Source organism: Aurantiacibacter arachoides (genome assembly GCF_009827335.1).
Taxonomy (GTDB): Bacteria; Pseudomonadota; Alphaproteobacteria; order Sphingomonadales; family Sphingomonadaceae; genus Alteraurantiacibacter; species Alteraurantiacibacter arachoides.
The window spans coordinates 2,438,597-2,451,394 of record NZ_WTYH01000001.1; the positions used below are offsets into that span (position 1 = coordinate 2,438,597).

Consider the following 12,798-nt stretch of genomic DNA (forward strand, 5'->3'; position numbering starts at 1 on the left):
ATATGTGTGGTGCGCGCTCAGATATCCTCGGCGATGCGACCGTAGAGTTGCGGGCGGCGGTCGCGGAAGAAGCCCCAGCTCGCCCGGTGCTCGCGCCCTTTTTCCAGATCGAGCGTGGCGACGAGGGCACCGCTCTCCTGCGCGCCGTACTCGGCAATCATGTCGCCCCATTCGTCGCAGATGAAGCTGTGGCCGTAGAAACGGTTGCCGGCGTCCTGGCTGCCCTCGTGCCCGATGCGGTTGGCGGCGACCACCGGCATGCAGTTCGACACGGCGTGGCCGATCATCGCGCGGCGCCACATGCGGCTGGTGTCCATCTCCGCGTCCTTCGGCTCAGAGCCGATGGCGGTGGGGTAGAACAGCACCTGCGCGCCCTTCAGCGCGAGGCAGCGCGCCGTTTCGGGATACCACTGGTCCCAGCAGATGCCGATGCCGATGCGCGCACCGAAGACATCCCACACCTTGAACCCGTCGTTGCCGGGGCGGAAATAGAACTTCTCCTCGTAGCCCGGCCCGTCGGGAATGTGGCTCTTGCGGTATGTGCCCATCACCTCGCCGTCGGCACCGATCATGGCGAGCGTGTTGTAGTAATGGTGCCCGTCGCGCTCGAAGAAGCTGGTCGGGATGGCGACGCCCAGCTTGCCGGCCAGGGCCTGCATGGCGATGACGGAGGGATGCTCCAGCGTCGGGTGGGCGAGCGCGAAGAAGGCGTCCTTTTCCTCGCGGCAGAAATAGGGGCCGGAGAACAGTTCCGGCGGCAGGATGACCTGCGCGCCCTTGCCGGCGGCATCTTCCACCAGCGCCGAGACGGCGGCGATATTGGTGGCTTCGTCCTCTGCACCAAGGGCAAGTTGCAGGGCGGCGACGGTCAGCGTTGTCATTTGCCAGCCGTTACTTCCCGGTGAGCGCGAAGTCCACTTGCACCGTGACGCTGCTGGTCGTCTGCCCGGGCATGATCGTGGCGCCGTAACCGCCTTCCTCGGGACGAGGCGCCATGGCCACCGGCGGCGGCGGGGCGACCGGCGGCGGGGCGACCTGATAGGCGATCTGCTGCGCCCCGCCGATGTACCGGTTGCCCTGCGAACCGCCGGTATCGCGGATATACAGCACGCGCGAAATCTCCATGTCCGCGGCCTCGGCATAGGCCTCGGCCCGGCGGCGGGCGGCGGCATAGGCATTGGCATAGGCGGAATTGGCGGCCGCCTCCGGATTGGACAGGCGCAGGTCAGGGCCGGAAACGATGTTGGCGCCCACCCCCGTCACCGCCGTGACCGCCGCGCTGGCCTTGTCGATGTCGCGCACGCTCACAGTCAGCGTGTTGGTGGCCTGGAACTGCCCTTCGCGGTCGCCGTAGTCGAGCCGCTGGACGCCCACCGCACTGGTCTGGATGTCGTCTTCCGCAATGCCCAGCGCGCGCAGGGCCTGGACGATTTCGGCAATGTCGTCCTGCGTCGCTTCGGATGCGGCGGCGGCGCTGGCGCCCCAGTTCTGCACGCCGGCCTGGAACTGCGCCTCGTCCGGGCGGGTATCGGCCTCCCCCGAAGCGCTGACGGAAAGCAACGTCTCCGACCTGTCGACCCCGCGGGGATCGGTGGTATCGGCACTGCATCCCGTCAGGGCGATGCATCCTGTCACGGCGAGCAGGGTGGGCTGTTTCATGGGAGCGACCTCTCGATGTTACAGTATAACACTTACGCCCGGTTTGCCGCCCGTCAAGTCAGCTCGAATGGTCGGAGATGATCTGCCACTTGCCGTTCTCGCGCTCGAACACCAGGCTGGTGAACCCGGTGGCGGGCGGCTTGCCTTGCGGATATTCCAGCACGTAGCGGCCCACGTAGAGCGCATGGTCCTGCCCCAGCGGGCGGAAATCCTCGGTGACGAAACTCAGCACCCCGCGACCGGACGGGTCGGGGCCGGACCAGTCGTAGCGGTCGCGGTAACGCGTCTCGATCGCGCCGCGCCCGTGGATCACCTCCTCCCCGCCGACGAAGGCGGTGCGCGGGTCGCCCGAATAGACGGCGAGGAAGCGCGTCATGTCCCCCTCGTTCCAGCCTGCCGCGCTGTCGTTCAGCGCCGCCTCGATATCGGCAACCTGCGGCACCTCGGCGACGCTGGCTTGCGGTTCGGGCGCATCGGCCCCGTTGCAGGCGGCCAGCGCCAGGGTGCCCGCCATGACCAGCGATAGCCGTATCCCGCGCACCATCACGGGCGCTTGCGGAACAACAGGGTCATGCGGTCGCTTTCGCCGATGGCGGCGCGGCGGGCGCGTTCGGGGCTGCCCTCTGGCGCGTTGCCGAAGCTGGGGGGCAGGTTCCACACGCCGCCGTCCCAGTCCGCCGGGTCGTTGGGGTTGGCGTTGATCTCGCTGCGGGCGACAAGCTCGAAGCCATAGGCCTCGAACATGCCGATCACGTCCTGCTCGCGCTGGTAGCCGTTGTTTCCCAGCACGTAGTCGGCGGGCGCATCGGGGTTCGCGCGATGCTGGACGACGCCGACCATGCCGTCAGGCTTCAGCAGGGTGCGCGCGGCGACGAGCGTATCGTGGAGGAAGCCCATCCGGCGAAGATTGTGGATCTCGCGGAAGATCAGCAGCCGGTCCACCGTGCCCGCGCGGCTCGCCACCGCCTCGTCACCCACGTTCAGCCCGACGACCGGCGCGCCGTCGCTGCCGACCCAGCCGCTCGCGCTTTCGGGCAGGCGGGTGGCGGCGTTGGCGTAGTTGTTCCAGCCGGCGGAAAGGCCCGGGCGGATCAGCGGGTCGAGCCCGATGTAGGTCCCCTCGCTGCCGAGGTAGGGCACCAGCACCCGGGTATACCAGCCGCCAGCGGGCATCACGTCGGCCACGGTCATGCCCGGCTCCACGCCGAAGAATTCCAGCGTTTCGGCGGGATGACGATACTGGTCGCGCGCCCGGTCTGCCTCGCGCCGCGGATGCAGCAGCACGCTTTCCATGTTGAGCGCGCGTTCCTGATAGCTGCCGGGCATGGCCTCCTGCGCGGTGGCAGGCATTGCGGTGGTCAGCAACGCGGCGGCGAGAATGGCGGCAATTCGCATGAAGATCTCCCTGTTCGGTCTGGTCGCGAACCTAGCGCCGCGGGGGTGGATGACAAGCGCGACCTTGGTCCCCACATGGACGGACAAAGGAGACAAGTTAATGACCGAGACAGTAATCATCGCCGGCGGCTGCTTCTGGTGCACCGAAGCGGTGTTCCGCGACGTGATCGGCGTGGAGCAGGTGGAGAGCGGCTATATCGGCGGCCACGTGGCGGACCCGACCTACAAGCAGGTCTGCGGCGGCGACACCGGCCATGCCGAGGCGATCCGCGTGACCTACGATCCGGCGGTCGTGACCCTGCCCGAAATCTACGACATGTTCATGGGCACCCACGATCCCAGCCAGCTCAACCGGCAGGGCAATGACGTCGGCACGCAGTATCGCAGCGCGATCTTCCCGGCGGACGACTCCCAGCGCGCCGAGGCCGAGGCTGCCATCGCCCGCTGGAACGAAGGGCACCAGGGCCAGCAGGCCGTGACCACCATCGAGGACCCCAGCCAGTGGTATCCGGCCGAGGACTACCACCAGGAATACTGGGAGGGCGAAGGTCAGCGCAACCCCTATTGCCTCGCGGTCATTCCGCCCAAGCTGATGAAGCTGCGCAAGAGCTTTGCCGACAAGGTCAAGGCGTGACGATCACCGTCCACCACCTCGAGAATTCACGCTCGCAGCGCGTGCTGTGGATGCTCGAGGAACTGGGCCTGCCCTATGAGGTGAAGCGCTACGAGCGGGACCGGGCGACGATGCTCGCGCCGGCGGAGCTGAGGCGCGTGCACCCGCTCGGCAAGTTGCCGGTGATCGAGGACGCGAACAACCTCGGGGGACAGGTCGTGGCCGAGACAGGCGCGATCGTGGAATACCTGGTGGACCAGGCGGGCGGCAGGCTGGGCGCCCCAACGGACCGGGAGGGCGCGCTGCGCTATCGCTTCTGGCTGCACTACGCCGAAGGCTCGCTGATGCCGCCGCTGCTGCTCAAGCTGGTGCTGTCCAAGATCCCGCTTATGGGCAAGCCGGCAATGAAGCGCATCCAGCCGATGATCGACGTGCATCTCGATTACGTCGAGAGCGAGCTGGCCAGCCGCGCATGGTTTGCCGGAGACGCCTTCAGCGCGGCGGACGTGATGATGAGCTTTCCGCTGGAGGCCGCCCGTCACCGTGCCGGACTGGGAGCCAACCGCCCGGCGACCATCGCCTGGCTGGAGAAGATCCACGCCCGCCCCGCCTATGCCACGGCGCTGGCGAAGGGTGGACCCTACGCCTACGCCTGAGTTTCGCGAAAGCGGGCGATGAAGAACCCGTCGAGGCCGCCCGCTTCGGCCAGCATCCCCGGATCGGTGCGCACCTGGCCCTCTGCCGTAGGTTGCAACCCGGCGGGCAGTTCGTCGGCACTGATCGGCAAGGGCGGCAGATCGCAGGTAGCGGCCACGCCCTCCCCCTCCTCGCGTTCCAGCGAGCAGACCGCGTAGACCAGCGTGCCGCCCGGCGCGAGCCAGTTGCCGGCGCGCTCCAGCAACTGCGCCTGCAACGTGGCCGCTGCCTCGATCTGGCGCGGTCCGATGCGGTGGATGACGTCGGGGTTGCGGCGGCAGGTGCCGGTCGCGGTGCAGGGCGCATCGAGCAGGATCGCGTCGAACGGCGCGTCCGGATGCCAGCCCATCGCGTCGGCTTCCACGATGGCGGCGGAAAGGCCCGTGCGGTCGAGGTTCTGGCGCAGCCGTTCCAAGCGCCGGCTGGAATTGTCGAGCGCAGTGACCTGCCACCCCATGCTCGCCAGTTGCAGCGTCTTGCCGCCGGGCGCGGCGCACAGGTCGAGCACGCGGCGGCCGTCGCCTTCATTTGATCCGGCACCGAGTAATCTTGCAGGGATGGTGGCAGCGAGATCCTGCACCCACCAGGCGCCGTCGTCGAACCCGGGCAGGCTCTCGACCCCCGCGCCGCGCGGCAGGCGGACGTGGCCGGGCGCCAGGCTGATACCGCCCAGTTGCTCGGCAACAGCGTCGGTCTGCGCATGATCGCGCAGGCTGAGGTCGAGCGGCGGCGGGGTGGCCAGCCCCGCGGCGATGGCTTGCGCCCGCTCGCCCCAGCGCGCCGCGACTTCCGGTGGCAATGTGGGATCGTGCGGCAGTTTCACCTCGCCCCGCGTCAACGTCGCAAACACGCCGTGCGCCAGCCGCTTCGGCCCGCCATCGAGCAGCGGCAGCGCAGTCGCCACCACGGCGTGCGGCGGCGTTGCCAGCCGCAGCCACTGCGCCAGCATCATCCGCAGCACCATGCGCACCTTGGCGTCGGTTGGCAGCACCTCGCGCGTGGCGCCATCGATCAGCGCGTCGAGGTCGGTAAGCCAGCGCAGCACCTCCCCGGCGATGGCGCGGGCCAGCGCGCGGTCGGAAAAGCTGGCGAGACCATTCGCCGCCCCGCCCGCCTGCTCCATCGTCTCGCCCCGCCGCAGCACCGCATCGAGCATCCTGAGCGCGGCCCGGCGCGGCGGCAGGCCGGCGATCGGGGTGGGGGCGATCGGGGTGGAGGGGGTCTGAGCGGAAGGGGATTGGGCCATCGCCCCGGCTTCTAGTCCGCCTTGCGCGCCTGCGCCAGTGCGCCCATCTTGCTCCCATGACCAAACGCGCCACTCAGCGACCCGAAACATTCGCCAAACCCGCCCACTGGACCAGCGAACCCCCGCCCGCACCGGAAGCACCGGTGGTGGACGAGGAACTCAGCCCGACGCGCTACGGCGACTGGGTGATCAAGGGTGTGGCGATCGATTTTTGAGGGGCGACAAGCCACAGCGCTGCAGAAATTACCCAGTCAGTTGGCTGTGCTTCGCAAGAAACGCTCGGATGAGCTCGCGGTCTTTCGGACCCCTCATTTCGCTATAGTCGAAGGCCAAATAGAACTCGTCAAAATCGGTCGGCCATTCAAGTTTCTCATCCCCTGAAAGATCAATTAGCGCGGCGAAAAGCGCATTCGCCGCGTTATCGACAAATTCCCAACCGAGGAAACCGACGAAGAAATCGCTCGCTAATTCGACAGCTAACTTGTCGAGTACATCGGTCACACTCAAGCCGCTTAGTTCTGACCATCGAACGATGTCATCTTTCCCCACGAAATGATTACCATCGCGCCACCGCGCACGTAGCTCGTCCAAAGCAACCGCATACATCCGCATATGTAGGGAGCTTTCTGATTTCCGTACCAACGCGAGCAAGCGTCGCCCTCCTACTCCGAAGCAGCCTCTAAATCCACCCGCCCAACTCGCGCCGCACCAGCGCCTCGAGCATTGCCATGCCCGCCGCGCCCGCGTTCAGGCAGTCGAGGGCGTGGAAGTGCTCACCGCCCGCGTCGGTGAACTGTTCACGGCCGCGGATCGCCAGCTCCTCAAGTGTTTCCAGGCAGTCGGCGGAGAAACCCGGGGCGGCGATGGCGAGGCGCTTGGTGCCAGCCTTTGCCTCGGCCTCCAGCACGGTGTCGGTTGCCGGTTCGAGCCACTTGGCGGGGCCGAAGCGGCTTTGGAAGGTGGTGATGAACCGCACGTCGGGGCGGGCCATTGCGTCTTCCAGCAGACGCGCGGTCTTGCGGCAGTGGCAGTGATAGGGATCGCCCAGTTCCAGCGTGCGCTTGGGCATGCCGTGAAAGCTCAGCAGCAGCACCTCGGGCACGAATTCGAGCGCCTCCAGCTGGCGGCCAAGATCGCTCGCCAGTGCGCCGATATAGGCAGGATCGTCATGATAGGGCGGCAGGGTGCGCAGCGCCGGTTGCCAGCGCTGGGCGCGCAGCCAGTCGCCCGCCTTGTCCACCACGGTGGCCGTCGTGGCAGCGCAGTATTGCGGATACATCGGAGCCAGCAAGATACGCTCGCACCCGGCGGCAAACAGCGCGGCAAGCCCGTCCGGGATGGACGGCGTGCCATAGCGCATGGCCCAGTCGACCATCACCGCGTCCCCCATCATCACCTGCAATTTCGCCGCCTGCTGCGCGGTAATGGCCGCCAGCGGAGAGCCATCGTCGGTCCACACCTGCTGGTAGGCGTGCGCGCTCTTTTTCGGCCGGGTGTTGAGAATGATGCCGCGCAGGATCGGCTGCCAGGCGATCTGCGGGATTTCCACCACGCGCCGGTCCGACAGGAATTCGCCCAGATAGCGCCGCACCGCGCCGGTCGTGGGCGCATCGGGCGTGCCGAGGTTGACCAGCAGCACGCCGATGCGGCCCGTCTGCACCGGCGGATGGTCGGGGGGGAGGTGAGCGTTCATGGCAGGGGTCCGTTTCGGGAAAGGGCCGACAGCAGCGGCAGGCGGCGCAGGCGCAGGCCGGTGGCGGCGAACAAGGCATTGGCAATGGCCGGGGCGACGGCGGGCACGCCGATCTCGCCGGGGTCGAAGGGTTCCGCCGTGCTTGGCAGCAGGGTCACATGGATTTCCGGGCACTCGGCAAGGCTGGGCAGGGCGAGCGAGGACAGGCGCTGGTTGGTCGGCAGGCCGTCGGCATAGTCGATATTGCAGCCCAGCGCCATGGCGAGGCCGAAGACCAGCCCGCCTTCGATCTGTTGCAAGGCGATGTCGCGATTGACGATCCGCCCGATGTCGACCGCGGCGAACAGCTTGCGCACCCGCAGGCCGCCCTCGCCCGCGGCGGCCTCTGCGATGACGGCAATCCTGCCGCTCGCCCCGAACAGGTCCATCCGGTGGCAGGCGAGCCCCTGACCGCTGCCGGCACGGCCGCCGTCCCATGCCCCAAGCTGCGCTGCGGCCTGCAGCACCGCCACCATCGGCGCATCCTGCCCCAGCATGGCCACGCGGTAGCTGAGCGGTTCGCGCTGGTGCCGCTGGGCGACCTCGTCGATAAAGCATTCGCGGAAGAAGGCGGTGTAGCCGTGTGCCCCGCCGCGCATCCGGCTGGTGGGCAGCTTCAGGCGGACGGGCACGTGCTGCACCGATGCGTTGGGGATGGCATAGCTGGCCAGCAGGCCTTCCACCGCCAGGGGATCGGCCTCTCCCGCCACGGCCTCTAGTGCCGACCAGCTGGTCATGTTGGCGAACATCCGGCGGCCCAGTTCCAGCGTGGTCGGCGGGCAGGCCACGCGCGCGCGAAGCGCGGTGATGCTGCCTTCCTGCGCCAGCTCCGCCCCGATCAGCGCGGCGACCGGAGGGCGAGGATAGCTCGCCACGTGTTCCTGCCAGCGCGACCAGGTCAGCTGCACCGGGCGCCCCACCTCGCGCGCGATCAGGGCGACCTCGATCGCCGCCTGGTTGTCCAGCCGCCGGTCGAAGCTGCCACCCGCCGCGACGGGATAGAGGATGACGTCGCCATGGCCGATGCCCAGCGCCCCTGCCGCCGCCGCGCGGGCCGCCTCGGGGGTCTGCGTGGGCAGCCACATCTCCAGCTTGCCGCCGCTGAACTGCGCGGTGGCCGCCGTGGTTTCGATCGTGGCGTGGAGGCCCGGCGCAACGTCGTAGCGCAGGGCGAAATGCGGCGCGTATCCGTCATCGCCCTCGCCCCGCTCGTCCACCACCTGCCCCGTGCCGCGCCGCACCGCATCGTCGAGCGCGCGGGCGACGGCTTCGCCCTGCACCGGTTCCTCCACCGAGAAGCGCGGGGCGATCTTTTTCAGCGCCTCTTCCGCCGCCCACCAGGTATCGGCCACCGCGGCGAGCCAGCGCTTGCCGCGCACCAGTTGCACCAGCCCACGCTGGCCAGCGGCGCGACCGGCATCGAAATCGAGCAGTTCGCAGCGGTCGTGTGGGCCATGGCGGATGGCGGCATAGACCATGCCAGGCAAACGCACGTCGGCGGCGAAGACATGGCTGCCGTCGACCTTGCTCGGCAGATCGAGCCGGGGCCAGGCGAGCGCCCGCTCGCGCTCGATATCCTCGCCCATCGGCAGGGCCGGTTCGGCCGGCGGATCGGGCAGCAGCGGGGGCGGATCGGGGGAGGAAAAGCGTGCCGCCTCGATCGCCAGCTCGGCAAAGCTGGCGCGGTTGGCGTCGTGATAGATGAAGCCGTTTTCCGCCCGGCACTGTTCCCACGGCACGTCCCAGCGGGCCGCCGCCGCCTGCGCCAGCATCGCCCGCGCCGACGCCCCGGCATTGCGGCAGGCGCCCTCGTAGGCGGCCAGCGCGGTGCCTTCGGCAGTGGCGGTAAAGCTGTTGTCCTGCGCCCAGCGTTCGAGCAGCAATTCGTCCGGCTCATCCTGCCAAGTGCCCAGCATCGGCCGCCATAGCGGCGCCCAGCGGGCAGCCAGCGGCACGTTGGCATAGGCCCCGCTGACCGGCGCGGGCTCTACCGCAACCTGCCGCCAGTCCGCGCCCAGCTCCATCGCCACCACCTGCGGCAACAGCGTGGTGACGCCCTGCCCCATCTCCAGCTGCGGCACGGCGACCGTTACCACGCCATCGGCGGCGATCTTCAGCCAGGCATCGAAGGCGGTTTCGCCGGGTGCGGGGGACAAGGGGTTCTCGAACTCACGCGGCATCAGCGTCCAGGCGACGAGCAGGCCGCCGCCCACCGCCGCCCCCGCCAGCACGCCGCGCCGCGAGAGCTGCACTAACCCTGCCCGAGGAAGCGCGCGACCTGCGCCGCCACCTGCGTGAATGGCCGCCCGATTGCGCCATCATTGGCGGCCGGCGGCTGGCCGGTGTCGGAGCCGACGCGGATTTCCATCGCCAGCGGAATGCGCCCCAGGAACGGGACGCCAATCGTATGGGCCGCCGCCTCCGCCCCGCCCTGCCCGAACGGCTGGCTGGCCTCACCGCAATGCGGGCACAGGTAGCCGGCCATGTTCTCGACCACGCCGATGACGGGGATCTTCGCCTGCCGGAACAGGTCGATCGCGCGCGTCGCGTCGATCAGCGCCAGGTCCTGCGGGGTGGACACGACCACCGCGCCTGCCGGCTTGAACTGCTGCATCATCGTCAGTTGCACGTCGCCGGTGCCGGGCGGCAGGTCCACCAGCAGCAACTCCGCCTCGCCCCAGTCGGCCTCCATCAGCTGCGCCAGCGCCTTGCCCACCATGGGCCCGCGCCAGGCGATGGCCTTGCCGGGCTCGATCAGCTGGGCCATCGACACGAAGGGCACGCCGAAATCGCTCTGGTGGGGGATGAGGGTCTGCCCCTCGGCGCGCAGCTTGCTGCCGGTGGCATCAAGCAGCATCGACTGCGACGGGCCGTAGATGTCGGCATCGACCACGCCGACCTTCATGCCCATGCCCGCCAGTGCCACGGCGAGATTGGCGGTGAGTGTCGACTTGCCGACCCCGCCCTTGCCTGACCCGACCATCACGATGCGCCGTTCCCGCTTCTCCGCCATCAAGGCCACGCGAACTTCCGTCACGCCATCGACCGCCGCCACGGCGCCTTCCAGCTCGCGTTGCAACTGCGCCGCCGCCGAACGGCCCAGCGCGCCGGCATCGGCCACCAGCGTCGCCACACCGTCCTTGAAAGAGACAGATCGCACCATTCCGGCAAGCTCGGCGGGGATGGCGGCACGGATCGCGGTTTGGGAACTCATGGCCACGGCTGCTAGCGCCTTGCGCCCGCCCGGTCAGCAAGTTTGCTTGCCCCACCCCCTGTTTTTTGCCGCCAGCCTACCTATAGAGAAGGGCATGGAACGTTTGGGCGGTTTATTCGACAAGATCGGCCTGGCCATGGCCGGCGGGAAGAATCCCTGGGGCAAGGCAGGCAGCGGCAGCGGTGGTGACGGCGATGGTGGTGGCAGCGATACGCCGCCGTCCTCTGGCGACGAGACACCGCGCGGTCCGCGCAACCCCTGGCTTCCGGGCGGTGGCAGCGATGCCGGTGACGGCAATCGTGGCCGTCGCGGTGCCAACATCGAGGACATCTTCAGAAACCGCGGCCCCGAAGGTCCGCGCCGTCGCTCCGGTGGCGGCCCCGGCGGCGGTGGCCCGACCTTCCGGTTGCCCCAGCGGCCCGGCGGCAAGAGCTGGTTTCCCATCGCCGTGGCTGCCATCGCGGTCGTCTGGATTGCCGCCACCTCGACCCACTTCGTCCAGCCGCGCGAGCAGGGCATCGTTACCTGGTTCGGCGGCAAGTATTCAGGCACCATGGATCCGGGCACCAACTTCAGCTTTCCCTGGCCAATCCAGACGGTGACCGTTGTCGACGTGAGCGAAATCAGGCTTGAGGAAATCGGTTCGGGCGGAGAAAACCTGATCCTGACCGGCGACCAGAACCTCGTCGACCTGAGCTATCTCGTGCGCTGGAACATCAAGGACCTGGTCCAATTCCAGTACGAACTGCCCGATCCCGAGGCGACGGTGCGCGAAGTGGCGGAATCGGCCATGCGCGAATCCATTGCCGAGACCAATCTCGATACCGTGCTGTCGGGCTCGGGCCGCGCTGCCGTGGAGGCACGCGTGCGCGAACGGATGCAGTCCATCCTCGACGCCTATGACGCCGGCATCGCGGTGCAGGGCGTGGAAGTTGCCCGGACGGAAGCGCCGAGCCAGGTGATCGAGGCATTTAACGACGTGCTTGCCGCCCGCCAGGACCGCGAGCGCAACCTCAACGACGCCCGCCGTTACCAGCAGCAGGTGCTCGCCAACGCCCAGGGTTCCGCCGCCGAGTTCAACGAGATCTACGCGCAGTATCGCCTCGCCCCCGAGGTGACCCGCCGCCGCCTCTATTACGAAACCATGGAAGAGGTGCTGCGCGGCACCGACAAGACCATCGTCGAGGGCACCGGGGTGACGCCCTACCTGCCACTTCCGGAGGTTCGCCGCCGCGCGCAGGGCCAGGCCGCCCAGCCGCTCGTCGTCAATCCGCCCGCAGGAGGCCAGTGATGGAACATTTCTGGCAGACCCACCGCATGTCGGTGATCGCGGTCGGCGCGCTCATCATCGCGCTGCTCAGCTTCGTGGTCGTCATCCCCGAAACCCAGCAGGCGGTGAAGATCCGCACCGGTGAACCGGTCGAGGTCATCAACCGCTTCGATCCCGCGCAGCCTTACGGCAATACGGGCGCGGGCATCTGGTACCGCATCCCCATCATCGAGCGGATGCAGCTCGTCGACCGGCGCATCCAGAACCTGGTGATGGAGAACGAGACGGTATTGTCGAACGATCAGCAGCGCCTCGAGGTGAACGCCTTTGCGCGCTACCGCATCTATGATCCCGTCCTGTTCGTGGAACGGGCCGGCAGCGAGGAACTGCTACGCGGCCAGCTCGCCCGCATCCTGCCTTCGGTGTTGCGGCAGGAACTGGGTCGGCGAACCTTTGCTAGCCTGCTGACCGCCGAGCGCGGCAGCGCCATGCGCAACATCCGCGACGAGCTGGACCAGCAGGCGCGGCAATACGGGGCCCAGGTGCTCGACGTGCGTATCGCGCGTGCCGACCTGCCTTCCGGCACGCCGCTGCAATCGGCTTTCACGCGGATGCAGTCGGAACGCAGCCAGCAGGCCGAAACGATCCGCGCGGGCGGCCGGCGCGATGCCCAGATCATCCGCGCCGAAGCGTCCGCCGAGGCCGCGAGCATCTACGCCGAGGCCTACAACCAGGATGCATCGTTCTACGACTTCTATCGCGCCATGCAGAGTTACCGTGCCACCTTCGGCCCACCCCAGGAAGGCGAGACGGACGTGGGCGAAAGCTCGATCATCCTGGACGACAGCAACGATTACCTGCGGCAGTTCCGCGGTGGTGGTCAGTAGGGGTTTTGGTCGATTACGTCTGTCGTTAAACAGCGATTAAGCCGCCCCGGTGCTGAACGGCCAGGGGGCGGGAGCCTTGCAAGCCG

Annotated in this window: 14 protein-coding genes; 5 read left to right on the plus strand and 9 right to left on the minus strand. The window is 68.2% G+C overall.

All coding sequences use genetic code 11. The annotated features are described in order from the left end of the window. Window positions 1-17: 17 nt before the first annotated feature. The 4 genes from aguB to GRI62_RS11950 are packed head-to-tail and all read right to left on the minus strand — an operon-like array spanning window position 18 to window position 3,054. Window positions 18-881, minus strand: a complete 864-nt coding sequence (gene aguB / locus GRI62_RS11935; protein WP_131453544.1) for an N-carbamoylputrescine amidase — start codon at window positions 879-881, stop codon at window positions 18-20. A 10-nt stretch (window positions 882-891) separates the two neighbouring features. Next, window positions 892-1,659, minus strand: a complete 768-nt coding sequence (locus GRI62_RS11940; protein WP_131453545.1) for an SIMPL domain-containing protein — start codon at window positions 1,657-1,659, stop codon at window positions 892-894. Window positions 1,660-1,717: 58 nt separating this feature from the next. Continuing rightward, entirely contained in the window at window positions 1,718-2,173 is a 456-nt protein-coding gene (locus GRI62_RS11945; RefSeq protein WP_131453546.1) for a YybH family protein, read from the minus strand. A gap of 29 nt (window positions 2,174-2,202) precedes the next feature. Next, on the minus strand, window positions 2,203-3,054 hold the full coding sequence (locus tag GRI62_RS11950) for a class I SAM-dependent methyltransferase (protein ID WP_199799938.1): 852 nt from the start codon (window positions 3,052-3,054) through the stop codon (window positions 2,203-2,205). Window positions 3,055-3,154: 100 nt separating this feature from the next. On the opposite strand from GRI62_RS11950, the gene msrA reads away from it, so the two are divergent. Both msrA and GRI62_RS11960 read left to right on the plus strand, forming a co-directional pair. After that, the gene (msrA, locus tag GRI62_RS11955; protein WP_131453547.1) at window positions 3,155-3,688 is read left to right on the plus strand and encodes a peptide-methionine (S)-S-oxide reductase MsrA; all 534 of its coding nucleotides are present in this window, start codon (window positions 3,155-3,157) and stop codon (window positions 3,686-3,688) included. Further along, window positions 3,685-4,323 carry a glutathione S-transferase family protein gene (locus tag GRI62_RS11960; protein WP_131453548.1) on the plus strand — a complete coding sequence of 213 codons (639 nt, stop codon included), beginning with the start codon at window positions 3,685-3,687 and terminating at the stop codon, window positions 4,321-4,323. Before msrA ends, GRI62_RS11960 begins: the two co-directional genes overlap by 4 nt. On the opposite strand, the gene GRI62_RS11965 is transcribed toward GRI62_RS11960, so the two are convergent. Next, on the minus strand, window positions 4,314-5,609 hold the full coding sequence (locus GRI62_RS11965) for an RsmB/NOP family class I SAM-dependent RNA methyltransferase (RefSeq protein ID WP_131453549.1): 1,296 nt from the start codon (window positions 5,607-5,609) through the stop codon (window positions 4,314-4,316). The genes GRI62_RS11960 and GRI62_RS11965 overlap by 10 nt on opposite strands. Before the next feature lie 56 nt (window positions 5,610-5,665). Here GRI62_RS11965 and GRI62_RS11970 point away from each other — a divergent pair, with 56 nt between their 5' ends. Then, entirely contained in the window at window positions 5,666-5,824 is a 159-nt protein-coding gene (locus GRI62_RS11970) for a DUF1674 domain-containing protein (protein ID WP_131453550.1), read from the plus strand. Between the two features lie 28 nt (window positions 5,825-5,852). Here the strand turns inward: GRI62_RS11970 and GRI62_RS11975 are convergent, their stop codons facing one another. Genes GRI62_RS11975 through GRI62_RS11990 form a run of 4 tightly spaced genes read right to left on the minus strand, consistent with a single transcriptional unit; the run spans window position 5,853 to window position 10,555 of the window. Continuing rightward, window positions 5,853-6,260: a hypothetical protein gene (locus GRI62_RS11975; RefSeq protein ID WP_160731878.1), complete on the minus strand. Its 408-nt coding sequence runs from the start codon at window positions 6,258-6,260 to the stop codon at window positions 5,853-5,855. Window positions 6,261-6,288: 28 nt separating this feature from the next. Then, a complete protein-coding gene (hemH, locus tag GRI62_RS11980) occupies window positions 6,289-7,302 on the minus strand; it encodes a ferrochelatase (RefSeq protein WP_131453552.1) in 1,014 nt (337 codons plus the stop codon). Continuing rightward, window positions 7,299-9,593 carry a molybdopterin cofactor-binding domain-containing protein gene (locus GRI62_RS11985; protein ID WP_131453553.1) on the minus strand — a complete coding sequence of 765 codons (2,295 nt, stop codon included), beginning with the start codon at window positions 9,591-9,593 and terminating at the stop codon, window positions 7,299-7,301. Before GRI62_RS11985 ends, hemH begins: the two co-directional genes overlap by 4 nt. After that, window positions 9,593-10,555 (minus strand): Mrp/NBP35 family ATP-binding protein, encoded by a 963-nt coding sequence (locus GRI62_RS11990; protein WP_131453554.1) that lies wholly within the window; start codon window positions 10,553-10,555, stop codon window positions 9,593-9,595. The genes GRI62_RS11985 and GRI62_RS11990 overlap by 1 nt, the downstream gene beginning before the upstream one ends. A gap of 94 nt (window positions 10,556-10,649) precedes the next feature. Between GRI62_RS11990 and hflK the strand changes: the two genes are divergently transcribed. Both hflK and hflC read left to right on the plus strand, forming a co-directional pair. Next, window positions 10,650-11,846, plus strand: a complete 1,197-nt coding sequence (hflK, locus tag GRI62_RS11995) for a protease modulator HflK (RefSeq protein WP_131453555.1) — start codon at window positions 10,650-10,652, stop codon at window positions 11,844-11,846. Continuing rightward, entirely contained in the window at window positions 11,846-12,712 is an 867-nt protein-coding gene (gene hflC, locus GRI62_RS12000; RefSeq protein ID WP_131453556.1) for a protease modulator HflC, read from the plus strand. Before hflK ends, hflC begins: the two co-directional genes overlap by 1 nt. Window positions 12,713-12,798: the final 86 nt, after the last annotated feature.

Coding starts and splice junctions, on each gene's coding strand:
- GRI62_RS11940 (WP_131453545.1), bottom strand. CDS start 1,659: ATGAAACAGCCCACCCTGCTCGCCGTGACAGGATGCATCGCCCTGACG.
- GRI62_RS11950 (WP_199799938.1), bottom strand. CDS start 3,054: ATGCGAATTGCCGCCATTCTCGCCGCCGCGTTGCTGACCACCGCAATG.
- hflK (WP_131453555.1), top strand. CDS start 10,650: ATGGAACGTTTGGGCGGTTTATTCGACAAGATCGGCCTGGCCATGGCC.
- GRI62_RS11970 (WP_131453550.1), top strand. CDS start 5,666: ATGACCAAACGCGCCACTCAGCGACCCGAAACATTCGCCAAACCCGCC.
- GRI62_RS11990 (WP_131453554.1), bottom strand. CDS start 10,555: ATGAGTTCCCAAACCGCGATCCGTGCCGCCATCCCCGCCGAGCTTGCC.
- aguB (WP_131453544.1), bottom strand. CDS start 881: ATGACAACGCTGACCGTCGCCGCCCTGCAACTTGCCCTTGGTGCAGAG.
- GRI62_RS11965 (WP_131453549.1), bottom strand. CDS start 5,609: ATGGCCCAATCCCCTTCCGCTCAGACCCCCTCCACCCCGATCGCCCCC.
- hflC (WP_131453556.1), top strand. CDS start 11,846: ATGGAACATTTCTGGCAGACCCACCGCATGTCGGTGATCGCGGTCGGC.
- msrA (WP_131453547.1), top strand. CDS start 3,155: ATGACCGAGACAGTAATCATCGCCGGCGGCTGCTTCTGGTGCACCGAA.
- hemH (WP_131453552.1), bottom strand. CDS start 7,302: ATGAACGCTCACCTCCCCCCCGACCATCCGCCGGTGCAGACGGGCCGC.
- GRI62_RS11945 (WP_131453546.1), bottom strand. CDS start 2,173: ATGGCGGGCACCCTGGCGCTGGCCGCCTGCAACGGGGCCGATGCGCCC.